Here is a 23,663-nt window from a genome sequence, read left to right on the forward strand (position 1 = left end):
AGTCCAAGCGGGTTGAACAGGCCAAACGGAAGGCAGGACGGTTGTGGGCAGATGTGGTGCGTCAGAATCTACCGTGTCTGCAGCGGTCATCCGGGACGCCGATCCATCAAGCGTTGTCGGCGCTTCGGGATTTTGGTTGGGTGTAAAAAAATGGAATACAATATCATCACTTCAAGATGAGGGATGAGAGTCCAAAAGCGCTTACGATATCAATTCCTGAAAATGGTTCGCTAACTAGTGATTGACAACACCCGTAGTGAACCGAAAAAATGTTCTCCACAAAGTCTTGACTGACTCAGGAAATAGATGCAGCTTGCATTGTTCGTGTATACGCGTTAGAATACTCGTTAGCGAAAAGGAGTGAGGACGGTATGCAAAATGAATTTCGCGTCTGTGACGACTGTCAAGCAACGAATTTAAAAACGTTGTTGCCAAGGTTAAAAAAATTAGATCCGAACGCAACAATCGAAATTGGCTGCCAATCGTATTGCGGTCCAGGTCGAAAAAAAGTGTTTGCGTTCGTCAACAATCGACCTGTATCAGCGATGACGGAAGACGAGTTAATCGAAAAAATTGCTGCGAAGTTGAAAAGATAAGGTGGCTGTCACCGATCAAGGGGCATTCTATGCGAAAGGAATGCCTTTTTTGTTTGATTTTGGTTCATATCATTGAAGGAAGTCTTTGTTTTTTTAAAAGAACGCTCTATAATAAAGCTATGTTATGAACGGAAGAGAGGGAGAACGATTGTATCCCAACGAAAAATTGAGCGAAGAGAAAGTGTTCAAGGATCCGGTGCACCGGTATGTGCATGTGCGTGATAAAGTCATTTGGGATTTAATTGGTACAAAAGAATTTCAACGGTTGCGCCGCATTAAACAGCTCGGTACGACGTATTTGACGTTTCACGGTGCAGAACATAGTCGTTTTAACCATTCGCTTGGTGTATATGAGATCGTGCGCCGCATCGTTGACGATGTGTTCGCTGGTCGTGCGGATTGGGATGAGAACGAGCGGCTGCTTTGTTTATGCGCCGCGCTTTTGCACGATTTAGGACATGGACCTTTTTCGCATTCTTTCGAAAAAGTGTTTCATCTTGATCATGAACAATTTACACGCGCGATTATTTTAGGCGATACGGAAGTAAACGCGGTGCTTCGTCGTGTATCGTCAGACTTTCCGAAAAAGGTTGCAGAAGTCATTGCGAAGACGTATGAAAATAAGCTCGTCGTTAGTCTTATTTCAAGCCAAATTGACGCGGATCGCATGGACTATTTATTGCGCGATGCATATTATACAGGCGTCAGCTATGGGCATTTTGATATGGAACGCATTTTGCGTGTGATGCGTCCACGTGAGGAGCAAGTCGTCATTAAACGGAGCGGCATGCACGCAGTAGAAGACTACATTATGAGCCGATACCAAATGTATTGGCAAGTGTATTTCCATCCCGTGACGCGCAGCGCAGAAGTCATTTTGACGAAAATTTTGCATCGTGCGAAACATTTGTATTTGACAGGCTATACATTTCAAACACCTCCTGTTCACTTCCAATCTCTTTTTCATGGACACGCGCAACTAGAAGACTACTTAAAGTTAGATGAGGCGGTGACATTATTTTATTTTCAACAATGGCAAGAGGAACGAGATGCGATTTTAAGCGATTTATGCCGCCGTTTTATGAATCGCAATTTATTTAAATACGTCGAATTTCAACCGACGAATGAAGAAATGAAAAAGTTGATGGAACTGACGACGTTGTTTAAAAAAGCGGGCATTGATCCGGACTATTATTTAGTCGTTGACTCCTCATCGGATCTTCCGTACGACTTTTATCGTCCGGGGGAAGAAGAGGAAAGGCTTCCGATTTATTTGTTAATGCCGAGCGGGGAGTTGCGCGAATTGTCGCGGGAATCGACGATCGTTGATGCGATTTCAGGCAAACGTCGCACCGATCATAAGTTATATTTTCCAAAAGATTTTCTTGATGACTTATCGACAAAACGAAACGTGAAGAAAAAAATAAAACAACTTTTATATGAATAGGAGATGGGGACGTTGCTTTTCGAGCATGCGAAAATGTTGAAGGCGCTGGCAGCAGTAGGGGAAATTGTTGGACGAAAAAAGCTACAAAAAATGATTTACATTGCGAAAAAAATGAATTTTCCTTTCTATGAAAAATTTGATTTTCATTTTTATGGTCCGTATTCGGAAGAGTTGACTTTGCGCATGGAAGAGCTATGCAACGTCGGCTTTGTGCAAGAAATGAGAGAGAAAAAAGGTGGGTATTATCAATATCGTTATGCGTTGACGGAAGCAGGCGAGCAATTTTTAACGCATTACAATTTGGACATGCCTGATTTAGATGTTTGTTTGCGCAGTTTAAATGAACAAAGCGCGAGATTTTTAGAGCTCGTTTCTACGATTCTATACTTTGAAGATTTAAGTAAAGATGAAGTGAAAGAAAAAGTATTTACATTAAAAAGCAAACAACGATATACGGAAGAAGAAATAGAAGAAGCGTATCTTTATATCGAGCAGTTACGCGAACAAGCGTATGTAAAAAGCTGACAGTCCCCTGTCAGCTTTCGTCGCTTAATCGCTTTCCGCCAATGGCGTAATGATTTTTAGACATTTCTTCAATAAAAACGACGATTTTTTCTTTTGGTGCACCTGTTGTTTCCGCAACAGCTTCTGTTACTTTTTCCACGAGCGCTCGTTTTTGTTCTTCTGTGCGACCTTCAAGCATTTTTACTGTTACATATGGCATCGCGATCGCCCCTTTCTCCTTTATTCGACAACTGTTATTATATCACGCATCGACCGTTGTCAGTAGTGCTTCCGCCTGTTTTTCGTGTATAATAATCAAAAAATGAAAAAAGTTTGAAAAGGAGAAGGAACGTGGACCAATTTTTAGCATATCCAATTCGAGAAATACCGTATGTCATGTTGGCGCTTGCGATTGCGTTTTCTGTCCATGAGTTTGCGCATGCATACGTAGCGTATAAATTTGGTGACCCGACAGCGAAACAACAAGGGAGACTGACATTGTCGCCGCTCGCCCATTTAGATATTCTTGGAACGTTGCTTATTTTTATTGCTGGATTTGGTTGGGCGCGGCCGGTGCCAGTAAATCGCGGTTATTTTCGTCACCCGCGTTTAGCTGGCATTCTCGTTTCTGTCGCAGGTCCGCTCAGCAATTTGTTGCTTGCGGCTATCGGCTTCGCTTTATGGTATGCGATGATTCGCATCGGTATATTTGATTTTATTCCGATATGGTTTCGTGATGGATTGTATCAGTTTTTTGAAATTTATATCGGACTGAATATTTTATTGTTCGTTTTTAACTTGTTGCCGTTTCCACCGCTTGATGGATATCGCATCGTTGAAGACTTGGCGCCGATGCATGTGCGCGCGAAAATGACGCAATTTGAAAATTACGGGGCGCTCATCTTTTTAATTCTTATTTTTACGCCGTTAGATCGATATACAATTCAGCCGATTTTTCAAATCGCCATTCCATCCGTTGCCCAATGGCTACAAAGTATATTTTCAACGCTTATTTTATAATGAAAGGATGAACGATCGTGGAAGAGAAAAAAAAGCCGATGTTTAATATTATTAAAAAAGAGCCGAAAGTGCATGGAACGTTCGGTACAGGAGTACTCAGTCTCGCGAACGTTTCGCCGGTCATTATCGATGTTGAAGCTGGCGAGGCGTTTATTGATATGGGGGCGATGCATGCGCGCAGCTCCGTTGAAAAAGGAATTAAATTTACGCCAAATCGTGAGGAAGTACCAAACGGCAAGCCGTATTGGCTCGTATGGGTGACGGTCGATCAGGCGGAAGAAGGGGCGTATTATGCGGGGGTGACAGCGTGCGAAATGACGGTTGATCGTGAAGCGCGCCGCGGGTATAAATCGCTTCCTGAGCACGTCAACCGCATGGACAAATCGTTAAAGCGCCATATTATTGTTGACCATATGGATGAACGTTCAAAAAAAGTATTAGCTTCATTTTTACAGCAGCATAACTGCGACATGTGGGATCGTTCGAGCGAGGAGTTAAAACGACAACTTCAAAATCATGGATAAAATGTGACGGTTTTGTGAACGAAAACAGGTCTATACTTGTCGTTGAGTGGGAAAAGGAGTAAACTAAAGGTACAAATGTAACACATGATAAAACTAGGACACATAAACGCCCAAGCATATGAGCTTGGGCGTTTATGTTTAAAACCAATCGAATAGCCGTTTAAACCACGAATCTTTTTCTTTTTGTTTTTTCTTCTTTTTCTTTTCAGCTGGGTGGTCTTTGCAGTAGTCGGTCGGTTCGGTGCCGACGACGTAATATGTTAATCGCTTTGTCGGACAAGCGGTTGTCGCAAGCTTCCCGCTATGAGGATCGACATATACGCCAATGACTCCTTCTGGCGGTTCGAATGTTGCGACCTTTCTTGCGCGTAAACTATCTTCCATAAAATTGACCCAAATATGCTTCGCGTATTGTTTTTCATCTGTGCGATCAATCGTTTTATCGCGGTCGTATCCTGTCCAAACGGCTGTGACGAGCTGCGGCGTATAACCGATCATCCAACTATCTGTTTTCGTTGTCCCTGATTTTCCAGCATACGGGCGAGTCATGCGGGAAATGATCGATTGTCCTGTCACAGAAGCATAGTCGTTTAACGTTGGATCAAACATGCCCGTCATTAAGTGCGTCGTCACAAAAGCAAGTGCTGGGTCGAGTATTTGTTCATCGCTTCGCCGTTGTTCGTATAGCACTTTTCCTTCATAGTTTGTCACTTTTTTTATAAATATCGGCTCGACTTTTTTTCCTCCGTTGGCGATCGTGCTGTAGGCGCGCACCATATCAATGACTTTAACGGGCGATGTGCCGAGGGCAAGCGACGGCACTTGCTTTAGTTTGCTTGTAATGCCGAGTTGTTTTGCGATGGAAACGAGTTTTTCTTGTCCGAGTAACAAATGCGTTTTTACGGCGTATACGTTATCTGAAAGAGCAATGGCTTGGGCAAGCGTAATCGTATCGTTCGCGTAGTAGTTGTTAAAGTTGCGCGGTGTATACGTCGAGCCGTCTTCTAGCGTAAACGTGGTGACCTCGCTGCGCAATAGCGTCGATGGTGTAAATCCGTGTTGGAGGGCGACATAATATAAAAACGGCTTAAACGTTGAGCCGGGTTGACGTTCTGCCTGTGTCGCGCGATTAAATGGACTTTTTTCATAGTCGCGCCCTCCGACGAGCGCCTTTACTTCGCCCGTTTTTGGCTCCATCGCCACAAGGGCTACTTGAATGTTTGATTGCGAGTGAATCGTCTCTTTTATTTTTTCCTCTGCGATTGCCTGCATGTTGACATCGAGCGTTGTATATACGCGCAATCCGCCCATTTCAATCGTTTCTTCATCGAGTCCAAGCACCGTTTTTAACATATGTTTAACCGCATCTTGAAAATATGGGGCAATCGTTTTTGTTTTCATTCGCTCGCCGTTTGAGAAATGAAGCGGCTCGTTCGCAGCTTGTTTTGCTTCTTCTTTTGACAAAATATTCGTCTCAACCATCGCTTGCAAAACGATGCGCTGGCGCTTTTTTGCGAGCTCCATATCGACAAGCGGAGAATAGTAGCTCGGTCCTTTCGGGATACCAGCAAGCATCGCCGCTTCCGCCACTGTCAATTCACGGGCGGATTTTCCGAAATAAAAATTTGCGGCTGCCTCAATTCCGTACACACCATGTCCGTAGTAAATCGTATTTAAATACCCTTCTAAAATGTCATTTTTTTCGTAGTTTGCTTCTAGTCGAATCGTATATAGCGCTTCTTGTATTTTGCGCCACCACGTTTTTTCGTAGCTTAAAAATAAATTGCGTGCATATTGTTGCGTAATTGTGCTTGCCCCTTGCACTTTCGCCATTGCTTTAATATCTGCGATGATCGCCCCGGCAATTCGTTTCAAATCGAACCCGTAATGGTCAAAAAATTTTCGGTCTTCTATCGCAATTGTTGCATCAATGGCATGTTGCGACATGTCGGATAGTTTCACCCAATATCTTTTTCCGCCGTAATGGTTTTCGCCAATTTTTGTGCCATCTTCTGCATAAAAAATCGTTGATTGCGGAACAGCTAAAGGGGGAGGTCCTTTCCATTTTGCAAATATAATGAGCCCTGCGATTGTAAGCGTGCATAATAAGCTGCCAATAAAAGCGAGCAAAAGAAATAGCCGCATATATTTAAACGTTCGTTTCCATCGTTCGATGGCAATCATCTCCATAGCCATCACCTCATTTTTTACGTTTAAAATTAGTATGAAAACATTTTTATTTTTTTAAACGTTTTCTAGCAATTTTTACTTGAAATTTTGCTAGATTGCTCTATACTTTTTCATGTTTAGCATTTTATTTTTTGGGCATGATAAGCGGTGCATTATTGACGAAAGGGTGTTCAATATGGAACTTTGGTTTACTGAAAAACAGACGGACAACTTTGGGATTACAGCACGAATTAAACGCACTTTACATACAGAGCAAACGGAATTCCAAAAGCTCGATATGGTCGAAACAGAACAATTCGGGAACATGCTTATTTTAGACGGAATGGTGATGACAACGCAAAAAGATGAGTTCGTCTATCATGAAATGGTTGCGCACGTTCCGCTATTTACGCATCCGAATCCAGAAAACGTTCTTGTCGTTGGCGGTGGAGACGGCGGCGTCATTCGCGAAGTGTTAAAGCATCCGAGCGTGAAAAAAGCGACGCTTGTTGAAATTGACGGAAAAGTAATCGAGTATTCGAAAAAGTATTTGCCAGAAATCGCCGGTCAATTGGACGATCCACGTGTTGAAGTGAAAGTGGACGACGGCTTTATGCACATTGCGCAAAGCGAAAACGAATACGACGTCATTATGGTTGACTCGACAGAGCCAGTCGGTCCAGCAGTTAATCTATTTACAAAAGGGTTTTATGCAGGTATTGCGAAAGCGTTAAAAGAAGACGGCATTTTTGTTGCGCAAACAGACAATCCGTGGTTTAAAGCGGATTTAATTCGCACTGTTCAACGCGATGTGCGCGAAATTTTCCCGATTACACGTCTATATATCGCAAACATTCCAACGTATCCGAGCGGCATGTGGACGTTTACACTCGGTTCGAAAAAATATGATCCGCTTGAAGTAAGCCAAGAGCGCTTCCACGACATTGAAACGAAATACTATACAAAACAGCTTCATAAAGCGTGCTTCGTATTGCCGAAATTTGTTGAAGACTTAGTGAAGTAAGGGGAGAAAACGATGCGATTTGATGAAGCGTATTCCGGCAACGTATTTATTAAAAGCCATCCAAATTTTGAAGAAAGCGAAGCGGTTATTTATGGGATGCCAATGGACTGGACAGTTAGCTATCGCCCTGGCTCTCGCTTTGGCCCAGCGCGCATTCGCGAAGTGTCGATCGGGCTTGAGGAATACAGCCCGTATTTAGACCGTGAGCTCGATGAAGTGAAATATTTTGATGCGGGTGACATTCCTTTACCGTTCGGTAATGCACAACGCAGTTTAGATATGATTGAACAGTTTGTCGATCGCATATTGGAAGCGGGAAAATTTCCGCTCGGTCTTGGCGGAGAGCATTTAGTGTCTTGGCCGGTGATGAAGGCGGTATATAAAAAGTATCCTGATTTAGCGATTATTCATATGGATGCGCATACGGATTTGCGCGAGCATTATGAAGGCGAGCCGTTGTCGCATTCTACGCCAATTCGTAAAATTGCGGAGCTCATTGGGCCGAAAAACGTATATTCTTTCGGTATTCGTTCAGGAATGAAAGAAGAATTTGAGTGGGCGAAACAAAATGGGATGTATATTGCGAAATTTGACGTGCTTGAACCGTTAAAAGAAGTGCTTCCAACGCTTGCAGGTCGTCCGGTATATGTTACGATCGACATTGACGTATTAGATCCAGCGCATGCGCCGGGAACAGGAACAGTTGATGCTGGCGGCATTACGTCGAAAGAACTATTGGCTGCGATTCACGCAATCGCTCGTTCCGATGTGCGCGTTGTCGGGGCAGATTTAGTCGAAGTTGCGCCGGTATATGACCATTCTGAACAAACAGCCAACACAGCAAGCAAGCTTGTACGCGAAATGCTTCTCGGTTGGGTCAAATAAAGACGAAAATCCCTGTCTGCGCGACAGGGATTTTTTTTCATAAAAGTATTGCCAAAGTCATACATTGAAAGTAACATTTACATAGTGTAAATGATTGAAAGGAGGTGAGAAAAATGGGCATTCGATTAATTAAAATTTCTGCTGTTTATTTCGCAATCGGTGTCTGTTTAGGGCTTTATATGTCAATGACACACGTGTTTACATTTACACCTGTTCACGTTCATATTAATTTGCTCGGTTGGACAGCGTTAACGCTTGCTGGTATTTTATATCATTTATTCCCTCATATTGCGGAAACGAAAACAGCGAAAGCGCACTTTTGGCTTCATAACATCGGCTTACCGGCGATGATGATCGGCTTAGCGTTTGTCGTCTCCGGAAACGAAGCGTTCATTCCGCTTACAGCGCTCGGAGGCACTCTTGTGACGTTGGCAGTGCTAACGTTTGCATGGAATGTAGTAAAAAACTTAAAGCAGGCGTAATATGTTAGGCGGTCTCTAAAAAGAGGCCGCCTATTGCATGTATGCGACTCTTTTTCTATACTTAACTACAGTCACAACAACAGCGAAGGTGTGGGGAAGGTGAACGGAATACCGATACAACTAAAGCAAGTGACAGAAATTCGTGATGGCGCGCGAAAAGAAATTGTTGTCATCGAGGCAAATGGTTTATACTACTTAAAAGGAGATGCGACGTATGTGACGTTTGAAGAGACGCATGAAGGAGAAACGATTAAAAACGTCGTAAAAATCGCCAATGACGAAGTTGTCGTGCTTCGCTCCGGTGCCATTTCGATGCGCCATACGTTCCGTAAACAGTCGGAGACGATCGGGACGTACGAAAGTCCGATGGCACGCTGGGAAATGAAAACGAAAACGGAACAAGTATTGTATCAATACAACGAGAAAACGAAAAAAGGGCAGTTGTTTTTTTCTTACATACTTCACTTGTCAGGGAAACATGTTGGTCGTCATGCGGTGACGATTTCGTTTAAGGAGGCAAAGAGATGAATATTGTTGAACAAATGAAACAAAAGTTGAAAGAAGAAATAAAAGAAGCGGTCATTCGTTCAGGAGTCGCGACAGAAGCAGATGTTCCAAGCGTCATTTTAGAAACGCCGAAAGATAAAGCGCACGGCGATTATTCAACAAATGTCGCCATGCAATTAGCGCGCGTTGCGAAAAAGGCGCCACGTATGATTGCGGAAGACATCGTTCGTCATTTTAACGGTGAAGCGGTATTCGTTAAACAAGTAGATATTGCTGGACCAGGATTTATTAATTTTTACATGGACAATCGTTATTTAACAGAGCTCGTTCCTGCGATTTTACAAGCAGGAGACGCATACGGTGAAACAAACGTCGGTCAAGGTCAAAAAGTGCAAGTCGAGTTTGTTTCAGCAAATCCTACAGGTAGTTTACATTTAGGACATGCCCGTGGAGCGGCAGTTGGCGATTCATTATGCAACATTTTGAAAAAAGCAGGCTTTGATGTTACGCGTGAATATTACATTAACGATGCCGGCAATCAAATTGCCAACTTAGCGAAATCGGTAGAAGCTCGTTATTTTCACGCACTCGGAATCGAGAAAGATATGCCAGAAGATGGATATTTCGGTGAAGATATTATGGAATTAGGGAAAAAGCTAGCGGAAGAACATGGCGACAAATTTGTCGCGCTCGATGAACAAGAGCGGCTTCAACAGTTCCGTGAATACGGATTAGCGTTTGAAATGGATAAAATTAAAAAAGATTTAGCGGACTTCCGCGTCACATTTGACGTTTGGTATTCGGAGACGTCGCTTTATCATAACGGAAAAATCGATAAAGCGCTTGAAACGTTACGTGAAAAAGGTCATATTTATGAACAAGATGGCGCGACATGGTTCCGCTCGACGACATTCGGCGACGACAAAGACCGCGTGCTCATTAAGCAAGATGGAACGTACACATATTTATTGCCAGATATTGCATACCATCAAGATAAACTTGAGCGCGGCTTTGAAAAAATTATTAACATTTGGGGAGCGGATCATCACGGTTACATTCCGCGCATGAAGGCGGCGATCGCTGCGCTCGGGTACGATCCGGATGTATTAGAAGTTGAAATTATTCAGCTCGTTAGCTTATATCAAAACGGTGAAAAAGTGCGCATGAGCAAGCGAACAGGAAAGGCGGTGACGTTGCGTGACTTAATGGAAGAAGTCGGATTAGACGCAACGCGCTATTTCTTCGCGATGCGCTCATCGGATACGCATTTAGATTTCGATATGGATTTAGCTGTATCGCAATCGAACGAAAACCCTGTGTATTATGCGCAATATGCTCATGCACGCGTATGCAGCATGCTTCGTCAAGGGGAAGAGCAAGGATGGCGTTATGACAGTGATTTGTCATTCACATACGAATTAGCGGAAAAAGAAATTGACTTATTAAAAAAGCTAGGGGAGTTTCCTTCCGCTGTGGCAGAGGCAGCTGTGAAACGTTCACCACATCGCATGACGAACTACATTTTTGATCTCGCATCGGCACTTCATAGCTTTTACAACGCGGAAAAAGTGCTTGATGCAGCGAACGTTGAAAAAAGCCGTGCCCGCCTAGCGCTCATGAAAGCGGTGCAAATTACATTGAAAAATGCTTTAGCGCTTGTTGGAGTACATGCGCCAGAAAAAATGTAATACGAAAGCCCTTCTCGGCCGAGAAGGGCTTTTTATAGTAATGGAGACAACATCGTTGCAACAGCTTCTTTGAAGCGATGAAGCCATGTTTGTTTACGAAAATATTCCGCCGTCAACAATGTAGATGTGTCGATATCGCGAGCGATCGTTTGCTTCACATGTTGAATAAACGGTTTGTCATATATATAACAATTCATTTCGTAATTGATAAACAAACTGCGGCGATCGAAATTTGCGGTGCCGATATCACATATTTCATCATCAATGACGATCACTTTTGCATGGTAAAACCCGTTATAAAACTGATAAATATGAGCGCCTGCATGAAGAAGCTGACGAAAATAAGGGAATGAAGCTTCTTTCACAAACGGATGATCCGCTTGGATCGGTGCGATAATCGTTAGTTGAACGTCGCGTTTTACCGCTTCAAAAAGAGCATCCATGATTTTTTTACTTGGGATAAAATACGGAGTACCGATGACGATTTCCCGTTTGGCGTGCTTTACGAGCTCAATAAACTCCTCTTCCAAATACGCCCCGTCTGTCGGAACAAATCGATGTTTCACCGCTCCTTTTTGAAGAGGTGGGAAATATCGTTCGTCATCTCCAAACGTTTGTCCCGTTGCTTCTTTCCAATCTTCTGCGAACTGCCGTTGTAAATCAGCCACCCCTTCCCCCGTTATTTTTAAATGATAGTCGCGCCAATGGCCAAACTTCGGATCTTGACCGATATATTCTTTTCCGATGTTAAATCCGCCTAAATAGCCGATTTTTCCGTCAATGACAGTAATTTTGCGATGATTTCGCTCGTTTAGCTTATAGAAAAAAAACGGCAATGTCGGACGGTTCGCAAAGGCGAATTGCCCGCTTTTTTGTCGAAGGGAAGACGGTAGCCCGAAACTTCCGACCCAATCGAGAAGCACACGCACTTCTATCCCTTCATTTACTTTTTGTTCAAGTAAAGAAAAAAAGCGTTTTCCTATTTCATCATCGCGCACGATATAAAATAAGATGTGAATATGATGTTTTGCTCGTTCTAACTCTGCAAAGTAATCATCGAACAGCGTTTCCCCCGTCGTAAATAGTGTCATATCGCTTTGTCGTTCGACACCGATTTTTTTCTGTGCCGCAGCTTTTGAGACTTTGTTGCCCCATTTATAATCAAGAAAAAGAAGAAACAATAAAATGATAGCAATGACGAGCCAGTGCATGTCTTCACTCCTTTCGTTGTCGTAGTTTCCCCAAAAAGAAAATAAAAAATGAGAAAAAATATTGACTGAATGCTCATTCATTATATAATGAAAGTAAGTTTGTTCAGAAAATTTATTTTATTTTTACAACAAAGGGGGAAGGGTATTGTGCTTTGGTTGAACTGGATCGCTTTTTTACTTGTGACAGCGTATGCCGTTCATTTATTCGTGTATCTCGTCAAAACACGCATCGCCTATATTAAACTAGGGAAAAAAGTGGAGTTTGACGGAAAAGTAAAAGAGCGTTTGCAAAACATATGGGTGAACGTCTTTGGGCAAAAGAAGCTGTTAAAAGATAAAAAAAGCGGCATTATCCACGTCATGTTCTTTTACGGCTTTATTCTCGTACAGTTTGGTGCCATTGATTTCATCATTAAAGGGCTTGTCCCAGGGGCACACTTGCCGCTCGGACCGCTATATCCAGCGTTTACGTTTTTCCAAGAAATTGTGACATTACTTATTTTAGTGGCCGTTTTATGGGCGTTTTATCGCCGTTACATCGAAAAGCTTGTTCGTTTAAAGCGAGATTTTAAAGCAGGGCTTGTCCTTATTTTTATCGGTGGACTCATGCTTTCCGTGTTGTTCGGCAACGGCATGGGACGCATTTGGCACAACGAAGGAACATCATGGAGCGAACCTGTCGCTTCTGCGATTGCACTTGCGTTTAGTTGGGTAGGAGAAACAGGAGCAGCTGTATTGTTTTTTGTCGCTTGGTGGGTGCATTTGCTTATTTTATTAACGTTTTTAGTGTATGTGCCACAATCCAAACATGCGCATTTAATTGCTGGACCAGTTAACGTCTTTTTCAGTCGATTAACGAGACCGAAGCTTGAGAAAATCAATTTTGAAGACGAAACACAAGAATCGTTTGGCGTTGGGAAAATCGAAGACTTTAAGCAAACACAACTCATCGATTTATATGCCTGTGTAGAGTGTGGGCGCTGTACAAACATGTGTCCAGCAACAGGCACGGGAAAAATGTTATCACCGATGGATCTTATTTTAAAATTGCGCGACCATTTAACAGAAAAAGGCGCAGCCATTACATCGAAGGCGCCTTGGGTGCCGACGTTTGCGTTTGCGAATACAAAAGGAAACCAGCTCGCTTTGATGGCGCAAGGGATGCAAGAACAAGCCGCAACGATCGAAATGCCAAACTTAATTGGCGATGTCATTACAGAAGAAGAAATTTGGGCATGTACGACGTGCCGCAACTGTGAAGACCAATGTCCGGTTATGAACGAACATGTCGATAAAATTATTGACTTACGTCGTTATCTCGTATTAACAGAAGGGAAATTAAATGCTGATGCGCAACGGGCGATGACAAATATTGAACGTCAAGGAAATCCATGGGGTTTGAACCGAAAAGAGAAAGAAAACTGGCGCGAGTTGCGTGAAGATGTACGCATTCCGACAGTGAAAGAGATGCAAAAAGAAGGCGAAGAATTTGAATATTTATTCTGGGTTGGTTCGATGGGATCGTTTGATAATCGAAGCCAAAAAATTGCGTTAGCTTTTGCGCGCCTATTAAACGAGGCGGGAGTAAAATTTGCGATTTTAGGCAACAAGGAGAAAAACTCTGGCGATACGCCGCGTCGTTTAGGAAACGAATTTTTATTCCAAGAATTAGCAACAGCAAACATTGCTGAATTTGAAAAAGCAGGCGTGAAAAAAATTGTGACGATCGATCCACATGCGTACAACACATTTAAAAATGAATATCCAGATTTCGGATTCGAAGCGGAAGTATATCACCATACAGAGTTACTAGCAAAGCTTGTGGAAGAAGGTCGCCTCGTTCCGAAATATGAAGTCAACGAAGTCGTGACGTTTCACGATTCATGTTATTTAGGTAGATATAACGACGTATACGATGCACCACGTCAAGTTTTGAAGGCGATTCCAGGTGTGAAGCTCGTTGAGATGGCGCGACATCGTGAGACAGGCATGTGTTGCGGTGCTGGTGGCGGATTAATGTGGATGGAAGAAACGACGGGTACGCGCATTAATGTGGCGCGCACAGAACAGGCGCTAGAAGTGAATCCGACAGTCATCAGCTCTGGCTGTCCGTACTGTTTAACGATGCTTTCCGATGGAACGAAAGCAAAAGAAGTAGAAGAAAAAGTCGGCACGTATGATGTTGCGGAGCTGTTAGAAAAAGCCGTATTTGGACCTGTTCATTAAAAATTCTAAAAAAAATAAATAGTTTTATTTTTAAGATATTTTCAGTATAATGAAAGCAACAGGAAGGTGTACGATTTTCGTGCGCCTTCTTTGCCCGTCCATTGTTGAACGAGCGTTCGCTCAATATTTTTGAAAGGGCTTTCTTATGACGAAAAGGGGGAGAAACATGGGGAAAACGGTCATTGTTAGCGGGGTACGTACGCCATTTGGGAAATTCGGAGGAAGTTTAAGTGCATTGAGCGCAGCACAACTTGGAGGCATTGCGATCAAAGAAGCGTTAGTGCGCGCAAATGTGAATGCAGAGCATGTCGATGAAGTCGTATTTGGTACCGTATTGCAAGGTGGACAAGGGCAACTTCCATCGCGGCAAGCGGCTAGAGAAGCAGGCATTCCGTGGGAGACGAAAACAGAAACGATCAATAAAGTATGTGCCTCTGGTATGCGCAGCGTCACGCTTGGCGATCAAATAATTCGCGCTGGTGATGCGGACGTCATCGTGGCGGGTGGAATGGAATCGATGAGCAATGCGCCGTATATTTTGCCGAAAGCGCGTTGGGGTTTGCGCATGGGCGATTCGACAGTAAAAGATTTAATGGTGTATGACGGATTAACATGCAGCTTCACAGGTGTGCATATGGGCATTTACGGAAGTGAAACAGCGAAAGAATTAGGCATTACGCGCGAAGAGCAAGACCGCTGGGCGTATCGCAGCCATCAATTAGCCATTGCGGCGATCGAAAGCGGAAAGCTAGCAGAAGAAATCGCCCCTGTTGCCATTCCGCAACGAAAAGGAGAGCCGATCACGGTAGCGATTGATGAATCGCCACGAAAAGATACATCGCTTGAAAAATTAGCAAAACTTGCGCCCGTGTTTGATCCAACAGGCACGATTACGGCAGGAAATGCGCCGGGTGTAAATGACGGAGCTTGCGCGCTTGTATTAATGAGCGAAGAGCGCGCGCAAAAAGAAGGAGTTACTCCGCTTGCGACGATTGTTGCCCATACGGCCATTGCGGTGGAAGCGAAAGATTTTCCGAAAACACCGGGCATCGTCATCAATGAATTGTTGCGCAAAACAGGAAAAACCGTACATGACATTGATTTATTCGAAATTAACGAAGCGTTTGCAGCGGTCGCTTTAGCAAGCATGAAAATTGCTGATTTGCCAGAAGAAAAAGTGAACGTCAACGGTGGTGCGATTGCGCTCGGCCATCCGATCGGTGCAAGCGGTGCGCGCATTATTATTACGTTAATTCATGAATTAAAACGCCGTGGTGGCGGCACGGGCATTGCAGCTATTTGCAGCGGCGGCGGTCAAGGCGACGCAATCATGATTGAAGTTCATTAATGGGGGATGGGAAGATGAAAAAAGTGATGGTTGTTGGCGCTGGGCAAATGGGCTCAGGTATTGCCCAAGTGTGCGCAACGGCAGGATATGATGTCATTTTAAACGACGTGAACGAAGAACGCGTCCAGTGGGGGCTTGACAATATTAAAAAGAGCATCAATAAATTTGTTGAAAAAGGATCGTTAAGCGAACAACGGCGCGATGAAACGATGGGCCGTATTCGCCCCTCGACAAATGTGCGCGATGGAAGCGATGTTGATATCGTGATCGAAGCGGTCGTTGAAAATATGGACGTGAAAACAGCGTTATTTGCACAACTAGATGAAATCACACCTCCGCATGCCATTTTAGCAACAAATACGTCCTCATTACCGATCACAGAAATTGCCGCAGCAACGAAACGACCAGAAAAAGTGATTGGCATGCATTTTATGAATCCGGTACCGGTCATGAAACTTGTAGAAATTATTCGCGGTCTCGCAACAGCTGATGAAGTGTATGAAGCGATCGAACAGATGACAAAAACGTTAGGAAAAGTGCCGGTTGAAGTAAACGACTTTCCAGGTTTTGTTTCCAATCGTGTATTAATGCCGATGATTAACGAGGCAATTTATTGTTTGTATGAAGGGGTTGCGACAAAAGAAGCGATTGACGAAGTGATGAAGCTCGGAATGAATCATCCGATGGGACCGCTCACCTTAGCCGATTTCATCGGATTAGATACGTGTTTATACATTATGGAAGTGCTTCATGATGGACTTGGGGATGACAAATACCGTCCGTGTCCGCTTTTACGTAAATATGTGAAAGCAGGCTGGCTCGGACGAAAAACGGGACGAGGATTTTACACGTACGAATAAAGGGGTTGGCATCATGAATGTACATTTTACAGAAGAACAACAAATGATGCGTCAAATGGTGCGCGAGTTTGCCGCAAATGAAATCGCACCGTTTGTCGAGCGCATGGAGCGGGGAGAGTTTCCGCGCCCCATCCTTAAAAAAATGGCGGAGCTCGGTCTTATGGGCATTACCGTCCCTGAACAATATGGTGGGGCAGGAATGGATTTTACATCATACATTATCGCCATTCATGAAATTTCAAAAGTGAGTGCAACGGTTGGGGTCATTTTATCTGTCCATACGTCCGTTGGTACAAATCCGATTTTATATTTCGGAACGGAAGAGCAAAAGCAAAAATATGTGCCTAAGCTAGCACGAGGAGAATATTTAGGGGCGTTTTGTTTAACAGAGCCAGGATCAGGATCCGACGCAGCAAGCTTAAAAACGACGGCTGTTCGCGACGGTGACCATTACGTATTAAACGGCTCAAAAGTATTTATTACAAACGGTGGAGAAGCTGATACGTACATCGTGTTTGCCCGCACAAATCTAGAAGAAAAGGGAAGCAAAGGAGTTAGCGCATTTATTGTCGAAAAACAGACTCCTGGTCTTGTCATCGGAAAAGACGAGAAAAAAATGGGACTTCACGGATCGCGTACGGTACAACTGTCGTTTGAAGATATGCGCGTGCCAGCAGAAAACTTGCTCGGTCAAGAAGGGGACGGATTTAAAATTGCGATGGCTAATTTAGATGTCGGGCGCATTGGAATTGCGGCGCAATCGCTCGGCATTGCCGAAGCAGCGCTGGAACATGCGACGAGCTATGCGAAAGAACGCATTCAGTTCGGCAAGCCAATTGCGGAGCAACAAGCCATCGCTTTTAAACTAGCAGATATGGCAACGAACGTCGAAGCGGCCAAATTGCTCGTTTATCATGCTGCCTTTTTGCGTTCAAACGGCATGCCGTGTGGAAAGGAAGCATCGATGGCGAAGCTGTTTGCATCAAAAACAGCGATGGAAAACGCCATTGAAGCGATACAAATTTTTGGCGGAAACGGCTACACAGAAGATTACCCGGTTGAACGGTTATTCCGCGATGCAAAAGTATGTGAAATTTACGAAGGAACGAGCGAAATTCAACGGCTTGTGATTAGTAAACATTTGTTAAAGGGGATGGGAAAATGAATTTTCAACTAAGTGAAGAACATGAAATGATACGAAAAATGGTGCGCGATTTCGCGAAAAATGAAGTGGCACCGACAGCGGCGGAACGCGATGAAGAAGAACGATTCGATCGCAGCATTTTCAACAAAATGGCGGAGCTCGGTTTAACGGGCATTCCGTGGCCAGAACAATACGGTGGCATCGGGAGCGACTATTTAGCATATGTCATCGCTGTCGAGGAGCTTTCCAAAGTGTGCGCCTCGACAGGAGTGACGCTATCAGCTCACATTTCGTTAGCGAGTTGGCCGATTTATAAATTTGGGACAGAACAACAAAAACAAACGTATTTACGGGCGTTAGCGACAGGTGAAAAGCTTGGAGCATACGGTTTGTCTGAGCCGGGGGCAGGTTCTGACGTTTCTGCGATGAAAACGCGTGCGGTTCGCGATGGCGACCATTACGTACTAAACGGATCAAAAGTATGGATTACAAACGGCGGAGAAGCGGACATTTATGTCGTGTTTGCGGTCACGGATCCAGAGAAAAAGCATCGCGGCATTAGCGCATTTATTGTTGAAAAAGGAACGCCTGGGTTTTCGATCGGGAAAAAGGAGAAAAAGCTCGGCATTCGTTCATCGCCAACAACGGAGCTTATTTTTGAAGATTGCCGCGTTCCGAAAGAAAATTTACTCGGCGAAGAAGGGGAAGGATTTAAAATTGCGATGATGACGCTCGATGGCGGACGAAACGGCATTGCGGCGCAGGCGGTTGGCATCGCGCAAGGGGCGCTAGATGCGGCGGTTGAATATGCGAAAGGGCGCGTTCAATTCGGCAAGCCAATCGCAGAACAACAAGGCATCGCTTTTAAACTTGCGGACATGGCAACGGCCATCGAAGCGGCACGTTTATTAACATATCAGGCAGCATGGCTCGAATCAAACGGCTTACCGTACGGAAAAGAATCAGCGATGGCGAAATTGTTTGCAGGTGATACAGCGATGAAAGTTACCGTTGAAGCGGTACAAATTTTCGGCGGTTACGGCTATACGAAAGACTATCCAGTAGAACGATTTATGCGCGATGCAAAAATTACGCAAATTTATGAAGGTACGCAAGAAATTCAGCGCATCGTTATTTCAAGAATGTTAACGAAATAGGAGTGATGTAATGAAGAAGCGTGAAGTGCCCGCGTCTGTGAAAGACGAACGGCTTGTGAAAAAAAGGCGCAATCAAATGATTAAAGGGGCAATTTCGTTATTTAAACAAAAAGGGTTTCATCAAACGACGACGCGCGAAATTGCCCGCGCTTCTGGCTTTAGCATCGGAACGTTATACGAATACATTCGCAAAAAGGAAGACGTTCTTTATTTAGTGTGCGACCGAATTTACGATGAAGTACGCGATCGCATGGAGCAAGCCATCGATACGACAAAAGGGGATTTAGACGGGTTAAAATTAGCGATTGATTACTATTTTCGCGTTGTTGACGAGCTGCAAGACGAAGTGCTCGTCATGTATCAAGAAGCGAAGTCGCTCGGCAAAGAATCGCTTCCGTACGTGTTAAACAAAGAATTGCAAATGGTGGCGATGTTTGAACATATTTTACGGCGCTGTGTCGACAACGGGGTATTTTCGCTTACAGAACAAGAAATTCAATTGTTTGCACATAACATTTTCGTTCTCGGTCAAATGTGGGGGTTCCGTCGGTGGGCGTTGAAAAAAATGTATACGCTCGATGAATATATTGAATGGCAAACAAAGCTATTGCTCGAAGGCATTATGAAGCGGTAGCGAAAGGGGATGGGAGAAAGATGGCGCACATTTATCGTCCGAAACATCACGTTCGCTTTGTGACGGCATCGAGTTTGTTTGATGGGCATGATGCGGCTATTAACATTATGCGCCGCATTTTACAAGCGAGTGGAGCGGAGGTCATTCATCTAGGTCATAATCGTTCAGTAGAAGAAATTGTGAACGCTGCGATTCAAGAAGACGTACAAGGGATTGCTGTATCTTCGTATCAAGGCGGACATATGGAATTTTTTAAATATATGTACGACTTATTGCAGCAGCGAGGCGCTTCACATATTCGCATTTACGGTGGCGGTGGCGGCGTGATTATTCCAAGGGAAATAAAAGAATTGCACGCGTATGGTATCGCTCGTATTTTTTCACCAGAAGATGGGCGGCGTTATGGGTTGCAAGGAATGATTAACATCATGATGGAAGAATGCGATTTCCCAACGGTCAGAGAAATAACAGATGAAGTGGAACGATTAGCAAACGGAGACGTTCAAGCGGTGGCGCGATTAATTACTGTGTGTGAAAACCGCGTGAATGCCCATAGTGAAGTAGCTGCGACAGCAGAAGCGGTTTTACAACGGGTCAAAGCGATGGCCAAGCGCGTTCCCGTCGTCGGGATTACCGGAACAGGTGGAGCCGGCAAAAGCTCGCTCACAGATGAGCTCGTCCGTCGCTTTTTAAATGAAATTCCCGAGAAAAAAGTGGCGATTTTATCAGTTGATCCGACAAAACAAAAAACGGGCGGTGCATTGCTTGGTGACCGCATTCGCATGAATGCGATTTCTTCCCCGCGCGTCTATATGCGCAGCTTAGCGACGCGCAGTTCGCGTTCGGAATTGTCGCTTGCGATTCAAGATGCAATTGAAGTCGTCAAAGCGGCAGGCTTTGATTTAGTGATCGTAGAAACGAGCGGCATCGGTCAAGGTGATGCAGCGATTAAAGATATTTGTGATATTGCGATGTATGTGATGACGAGCGAGTTCGGCGCTCCATCGCAACTCGAAAAAATCGATATGATCGACTACGCCGATCTCATCGTCATTAATAAATTTGAACGCAAAGGTTCAGAAGATGCGAAACGCCAAGTGCAAAAACAATATCAACGAAGCCATCAATTGTTTGATCGCGATGTTAGCGAAATGCCTGTATTCGGCACGATCGCAAGCCAATTTAACGATCCGGGAACAAATACGCTCTTTGTCGCATTAATCGACTTAATTAACGAACGAATGGGAACAAATTGGACGACGACGTTGCAAAAAGTGGATCATGTCGAAAAACAAAATGTGATCATTCCGAACGAACGGCGCCATTATTTGCGCGAAATTGCTGATACGATTCGACAATATCATAAACGCGTCAATGAGCAATGTGACATCGCTCGCCGCGTATTTCAGCTTGAAGGCGCTATCGAAACGATGAACGAGCGCCATGATGAACAAGCGTTGGCGGCTTTGCAAGAGGCTAAGCGAGCATATGAAGAAAAATTAACACCAGAGTCAAGAAAGTTATTAGCTTCATGGGAAGATGTGAAAAAGAAATATAGCGCAGAACAGTTTGTGACAAAAGTGCGCGAGAAAGAAATTGTCACATCGCTAAAGACGAAAAGTTTAGCAGGTCTAGACATTCCAAAAGTGGCGTTGCCGAAGTTTAAAGATTACGGGGAAATTTTACGATGGCTTTATAAAGAAAACGTTCCGGGGGCATTTCCATTTACAGCTGGTGTATTCCCGTTTAAACGGCAAGAGGAAGACCCGAAGCGACAATTTGCTGGAGAAGGTACGCCAGAGCGGACAAATCGCCGTTTTCATTACTTATGCAAAGACGACCCGGCGAAACGGTTAAGTACGGCATTTGACTCCGTGACGTTATATGGGGAAGATCCGAATGAACGTCCAGACATTTTCGGAAAAATTGGTGAAAGCGGTGTAAGCGTTTGTACGTTAGATGACATGAAAAAGTTGTACAAAGGTTTCGATTTGTGCGATCCCCTCACGTCCGTATCGATGACGATTAACGGACCTGCGCCGATCATTTTAGCGATGTTTATGAATACAGCGATCGATCAACAAGTGGAAAAGAAAGAAGCAGAGCTCGGTCGAAAACTGACGCAAGAAGAATACGAACAAGTGAAAGCACAGACGTTGCAAACGGTACGTGGAACGGTCCAAGCGGACATTTTAAAAGAAGACCAAGGGCAAAATACGTGCATTTTTTCAACCGAATTTGCTTTGCGTATGATGGGAGATATTCAACAATATTTTATCGACAATCGTGTCCGTAACTATTATTCTGTTTCCATCTCAGGCTATCATATTGCGGAAGCTGGAGCAAATCCGATTACGCAATTAGCGTTTACGCTTGCGAACGGCTTTACGTACGTCGAATATTATTTAAGCCGAGGCATGCACATTGATGACTTTGCGCCAAACTTATCATTTTTCTTCAGCAACGGCCTCGATCCAGAATATACAGTAATCGGTCGAGTAGCAAGACGCATTTGGGCGGTTGCGATGCGAGAAAAATACGGGGCGAATGAACGAAGCCAAAAGTTGAAATATCACGTACAAACATCAGGACGTTCGCTTCACGCCCAAGAAATTGATTTTAATGACATTCGCACAACGTTACAGGCGCTCATGGCGCTTCATGATAACTGTAACTCGCTTCATACGAACGCTTACGACGAGGCAATCACAACGCCGACTGAAGAGTCTGTTCGTCGCGCGATGGCGATTCAGCTCATCATTACAAAAGAACATGGGCTAACGAAAAACGAAAATCCGCTACAAGGTTCATTCATTATCGAAGAATTAACAGATTTAGTTGAGGAAGCGGTGTTGAAAGAGTTTGAGCGTCTCGACGAGCGTGGTGGTGTGCTTGGTGCGATGGAAATGCAATATCAGCGCGGCAAAATTCAAGATGAATCAATGTATTACGAAATGAAAAAACATAGCGGAGAACTGCCGATTATTGGCGTAAACACATATTTAAATCCGAACGCAGCAGTCGAAGAAGAAATTGAAAGCTTGCAGCTCGCGCGGGCATCATATGAAGAAAAGCAGCTTCAACTCGAAAACTTACGCAAATTCCATGAAGAACATAAAGACGAAGTGGAAGATGCGCTCGCGCGGTTAAAACATGTCGCGGTAAGCGGCGGAAACATTTTCGCTGAACTGATGGAGACGGTAAAAGTCGCCAGCTTAGGACAAATTACAAAAGCGCTGTATGAAGTCGGTGGACAATATCGCCGCAATATGTAATGTCGGGAATGTCCCGACATTTTTTTTTGGGCAACGCTCTAGCATAAAGTAAATGAATTTGTTTATAATGAATGGTATGGATTTTTGTTGTTTTCATACGTTGGAGAAAGGGAGTGCGGAAAGTGAGTTTGGAGCAATACTCTCAAGAACAATTGCGAGAGATGTCTTTTGTCGAACTTGCATATTTGCTATTGTGTGAGAAAAAGCAGACGGTATCTTTTCAAGAGATGGTCGAAAAGCTAGTCGCGCTTAAAGGATTATCTGAAAGCGAAGTGAGCGCGCGGTTGGCGCAGTTTTATACAGATTTAAACGTCGATGGACGGTTTATTTGTATCGGGGAAACAGCTTGGGGCTTGCGCGCATGGTATCCATACGATCAAACAGAAGATGAAGCGGTACCTGTCGAACGCGTGAAGAAGAAGAAAAAAGTGGCGGATGACTTTGATGACTTTGACGATATCATCGATGAAGACGAATTAGTATATGACGATTTAGACGAAGAATTATTAGACGATGAAGAGCTGTTAGACGGTGATTTTGTATTAGATGAAGATGAAGAAGTGATCGAAGATTTATTAGATGAAGAACTAGATTTAGATGATTCCCCGCTTGATGAAGAGTTAGATGTCGTCGATGAAGAATTAGAGTTAGAAGAAGATGAGGAATGAGTCAGTCAAGACTTTGTGGAGAACATTTTTTCGGTTCACTACGGGTGTTGTCAATCACTAGTTAGCGAACCATTTTCAGGAATTGATATCGTAAGCGCTTTTGGACTCTCATCCCTCATCTTGAAGTGATGATATTGTATTCCATTTTTTTACACCCAACCAAAATCCCGAAGCGCCGACAACGCTTGATGGATCGGCGTCCCGGATGACCGCTGCAGACACGGTAGATTCTGACGCACCACATCTGCCCACAACCGTCCTGCCTTCCGTTTGGCCTGTTCAACCCGCTTGGAC

General features: G+C 44.0%; 21 protein-coding genes and 2 pseudogenes. 19 read left to right on the forward strand and 4 right to left on the reverse strand.

Going from position 1 to position 23,663, the window contains the following annotated elements; all coding sequences use genetic code 11:
• The 4 genes and pseudogenes from LH47_RS15335 to LH47_RS10510 form a co-directional block, all read left to right on the forward strand.
• Window positions 1-146 (forward strand): annotated as a pseudogene (locus tag LH47_RS15335) (UPF0236 family protein); the annotation flags it as partial.
• Between the two features lie 225 nt (window positions 147-371).
• Window positions 372-596 carry a DUF1450 domain-containing protein gene (locus LH47_RS10500; protein ID WP_043967268.1) on the forward strand — a complete coding sequence of 75 codons (225 nt, stop codon included), beginning with the start codon at window positions 372-374 and terminating at the stop codon, window positions 594-596.
• 124 nt (window positions 597-720) lie between these two features.
• Entirely contained in the window at window positions 721-2,043 is a 1,323-nt protein-coding gene (locus tag LH47_RS10505) for an HD domain-containing protein (RefSeq protein ID WP_043967270.1), read from the forward strand.
• 12 nt (window positions 2,044-2,055) lie between these two features.
• Complete coding sequence (locus LH47_RS10510) at window positions 2,056-2,568, forward strand: YwgA family protein (RefSeq protein ID WP_152619621.1); 513 nt, start codon at window positions 2,056-2,058, stop codon at window positions 2,566-2,568.
• Window positions 2,569-2,578: 10 nt separating this feature from the next.
• Here LH47_RS10510 and LH47_RS10515 read toward each other — a convergent pair whose 3' ends face one another.
• Window positions 2,579-2,767, reverse strand: a complete 189-nt coding sequence (locus LH47_RS10515) for a 2-hydroxymuconate tautomerase (protein ID WP_003397075.1) — start codon at window positions 2,765-2,767, stop codon at window positions 2,579-2,581.
• 131 nt (window positions 2,768-2,898) lie between these two features.
• Here LH47_RS10515 and LH47_RS10520 point away from each other — a divergent pair, with 131 nt between their 5' ends.
• Together LH47_RS10520 and LH47_RS10525 are read left to right on the forward strand one after the other, a co-directional pair.
• Window positions 2,899-3,567, forward strand: a complete 669-nt coding sequence (locus LH47_RS10520; protein WP_043967272.1) for a site-2 protease family protein — start codon at window positions 2,899-2,901, stop codon at window positions 3,565-3,567.
• A gap of 17 nt (window positions 3,568-3,584) precedes the next feature.
• Window positions 3,585-4,091, forward strand: coding sequence for a YwhD family protein (locus LH47_RS10525; RefSeq protein ID WP_043967273.1), 507 nt, complete (start codon window positions 3,585-3,587; stop codon window positions 4,089-4,091).
• Window positions 4,092-4,229: 138 nt separating this feature from the next.
• Here LH47_RS10525 and LH47_RS10530 read toward each other — a convergent pair whose 3' ends face one another.
• Window positions 4,230-6,281: a transglycosylase domain-containing protein gene (locus tag LH47_RS10530; protein ID WP_043967276.1), complete on the reverse strand. Its 2,052-nt coding sequence runs from the start codon at window positions 6,279-6,281 to the stop codon at window positions 4,230-4,232.
• Window positions 6,282-6,456: 175 nt separating this feature from the next.
• On the opposite strand from LH47_RS10530, the gene speE reads away from it, so the two are divergent.
• The 5 genes from speE to argS all read left to right on the forward strand — a co-directional run bounded on the left by speE (window position 6,457) and on the right by argS (window position 10,846).
• The gene (gene speE, locus LH47_RS10535) at window positions 6,457-7,284 is read left to right on the forward strand and encodes a polyamine aminopropyltransferase (protein WP_043967278.1); all 828 of its coding nucleotides are present in this window, start codon (window positions 6,457-6,459) and stop codon (window positions 7,282-7,284) included.
• Between the two features lie 12 nt (window positions 7,285-7,296).
• A complete protein-coding gene (gene speB / locus LH47_RS10540) occupies window positions 7,297-8,169 on the forward strand; it encodes an agmatinase (protein ID WP_043967280.1) in 873 nt (290 codons plus the stop codon).
• 113 nt (window positions 8,170-8,282) lie between these two features.
• Window positions 8,283-8,651, forward strand: coding sequence for a hypothetical protein (locus LH47_RS10545; RefSeq protein ID WP_009360996.1), 369 nt, complete (start codon window positions 8,283-8,285; stop codon window positions 8,649-8,651).
• Window positions 8,652-8,741: 90 nt separating this feature from the next.
• The gene (locus LH47_RS10550) at window positions 8,742-9,179 is read left to right on the forward strand and encodes a DUF1934 domain-containing protein (protein WP_043967282.1); all 438 of its coding nucleotides are present in this window, start codon (window positions 8,742-8,744) and stop codon (window positions 9,177-9,179) included.
• Window positions 9,176-10,846, forward strand: coding sequence for an arginine--tRNA ligase (argS, locus tag LH47_RS10555; protein ID WP_043967284.1), 1,671 nt, complete (start codon window positions 9,176-9,178; stop codon window positions 10,844-10,846). Before LH47_RS10550 ends, argS begins: the two co-directional genes overlap by 4 nt.
• A gap of 32 nt (window positions 10,847-10,878) precedes the next feature.
• Here the strand turns inward: argS and cls are convergent, their stop codons facing one another.
• Window positions 10,879-12,057, reverse strand: a complete 1,179-nt coding sequence (gene cls, locus LH47_RS10560; protein WP_043967286.1) for a cardiolipin synthase — start codon at window positions 12,055-12,057, stop codon at window positions 10,879-10,881.
• 87 nt (window positions 12,058-12,144) lie between these two features.
• Here cls and LH47_RS10565 point away from each other — a divergent pair, with 87 nt between their 5' ends.
• The 8 genes from LH47_RS10565 (at window position 12,145) to rpoE (ending at window position 23,369) form a co-directional block, all read left to right on the forward strand.
• The gene (locus LH47_RS10565) at window positions 12,145-14,283 is read left to right on the forward strand and encodes a (Fe-S)-binding protein (RefSeq protein WP_043967299.1); all 2,139 of its coding nucleotides are present in this window, start codon (window positions 12,145-12,147) and stop codon (window positions 14,281-14,283) included.
• 166 nt (window positions 14,284-14,449) lie between these two features.
• The gene (locus tag LH47_RS10570) at window positions 14,450-15,631 is read left to right on the forward strand and encodes an acetyl-CoA C-acetyltransferase (protein WP_043967288.1); all 1,182 of its coding nucleotides are present in this window, start codon (window positions 14,450-14,452) and stop codon (window positions 15,629-15,631) included.
• Between the two features lie 14 nt (window positions 15,632-15,645).
• Window positions 15,646-16,491, forward strand: coding sequence for a 3-hydroxybutyryl-CoA dehydrogenase (locus tag LH47_RS10575; RefSeq protein ID WP_407637160.1), 846 nt, complete (start codon window positions 15,646-15,648; stop codon window positions 16,489-16,491).
• 13 nt (window positions 16,492-16,504) lie between these two features.
• Window positions 16,505-17,656 (forward strand): acyl-CoA dehydrogenase, encoded by a 1,152-nt coding sequence (locus LH47_RS10580; protein WP_043967292.1) that lies wholly within the window; start codon window positions 16,505-16,507, stop codon window positions 17,654-17,656.
• The gene (locus LH47_RS10585) at window positions 17,653-18,792 is read left to right on the forward strand and encodes an acyl-CoA dehydrogenase (protein ID WP_043967293.1); all 1,140 of its coding nucleotides are present in this window, start codon (window positions 17,653-17,655) and stop codon (window positions 18,790-18,792) included. Before LH47_RS10580 ends, LH47_RS10585 begins: the two co-directional genes overlap by 4 nt.
• A gap of 10 nt (window positions 18,793-18,802) precedes the next feature.
• Window positions 18,803-19,426 carry a TetR/AcrR family transcriptional regulator gene (locus LH47_RS10590; RefSeq protein ID WP_009360987.1) on the forward strand — a complete coding sequence of 208 codons (624 nt, stop codon included), beginning with the start codon at window positions 18,803-18,805 and terminating at the stop codon, window positions 19,424-19,426.
• A 20-nt stretch (window positions 19,427-19,446) separates the two neighbouring features.
• On the forward strand, window positions 19,447-22,701 hold the full coding sequence (gene icmF, locus LH47_RS10595) for a fused isobutyryl-CoA mutase/GTPase IcmF (RefSeq protein ID WP_043967295.1): 3,255 nt from the start codon (window positions 19,447-19,449) through the stop codon (window positions 22,699-22,701).
• Window positions 22,702-22,823: 122 nt separating this feature from the next.
• Window positions 22,824-23,369 carry a DNA-directed RNA polymerase subunit delta gene (gene rpoE, locus LH47_RS10600; protein ID WP_200890867.1) on the forward strand — a complete coding sequence of 182 codons (546 nt, stop codon included), beginning with the start codon at window positions 22,824-22,826 and terminating at the stop codon, window positions 23,367-23,369.
• A 149-nt stretch (window positions 23,370-23,518) separates the two neighbouring features.
• On the opposite strand, the pseudogene LH47_RS15340 reads toward rpoE, so the two are convergent.
• A pseudogene (locus LH47_RS15340) lies at window positions 23,519-23,663 on the reverse strand (UPF0236 family protein); the annotation flags it as partial.

Source organism: Anoxybacillus thermarum (genome assembly GCF_000836725.1).
Lineage (GTDB): Bacteria > Bacillota > Bacilli > Bacillales > Anoxybacillaceae > Anoxybacillus > Anoxybacillus thermarum.

Coding starts and splice junctions, on each gene's coding strand:
- LH47_RS10505 (WP_043967270.1), top strand. CDS start 721: ATGAACGGAAGAGAGGGAGAACGATTGTATCCCAACGAAAAATTGAGC.
- LH47_RS10580 (WP_043967292.1), top strand. CDS start 16,505: ATGAATGTACATTTTACAGAAGAACAACAAATGATGCGTCAAATGGTG.
- cls (WP_043967286.1), bottom strand. CDS start 12,057: ATGCACTGGCTCGTCATTGCTATCATTTTATTGTTTCTTCTTTTTCTT.
- LH47_RS10575 (WP_407637160.1), top strand. CDS start 15,646: ATGAAAAAAGTGATGGTTGTTGGCGCTGGGCAAATGGGCTCAGGTATT.
- speE (WP_043967278.1), top strand. CDS start 6,457: ATGGAACTTTGGTTTACTGAAAAACAGACGGACAACTTTGGGATTACA.
- LH47_RS10585 (WP_043967293.1), top strand. CDS start 17,653: ATGAATTTTCAACTAAGTGAAGAACATGAAATGATACGAAAAATGGTG.
- LH47_RS10570 (WP_043967288.1), top strand. CDS start 14,450: ATGGGGAAAACGGTCATTGTTAGCGGGGTACGTACGCCATTTGGGAAA.
- speB (WP_043967280.1), top strand. CDS start 7,297: ATGCGATTTGATGAAGCGTATTCCGGCAACGTATTTATTAAAAGCCAT.
- LH47_RS10590 (WP_009360987.1), top strand. CDS start 18,803: ATGAAGAAGCGTGAAGTGCCCGCGTCTGTGAAAGACGAACGGCTTGTG.
- argS (WP_043967284.1), top strand. CDS start 9,176: ATGAATATTGTTGAACAAATGAAACAAAAGTTGAAAGAAGAAATAAAA.
- LH47_RS10515 (WP_003397075.1), bottom strand. CDS start 2,767: ATGCCATATGTAACAGTAAAAATGCTTGAAGGTCGCACAGAAGAACAA.
- LH47_RS10530 (WP_043967276.1), bottom strand. CDS start 6,281: ATGGAGATGATTGCCATCGAACGATGGAAACGAACGTTTAAATATATG.
- LH47_RS10500 (WP_043967268.1), top strand. CDS start 372: ATGCAAAATGAATTTCGCGTCTGTGACGACTGTCAAGCAACGAATTTA.
- LH47_RS10565 (WP_043967299.1), top strand. CDS start 12,145: ATGAAAGTAAGTTTGTTCAGAAAATTTATTTTATTTTTACAACAAAGG.
- icmF (WP_043967295.1), top strand. CDS start 19,447: ATGGCGCACATTTATCGTCCGAAACATCACGTTCGCTTTGTGACGGCA.
- LH47_RS10545 (WP_009360996.1), top strand. CDS start 8,283: ATGGGCATTCGATTAATTAAAATTTCTGCTGTTTATTTCGCAATCGGT.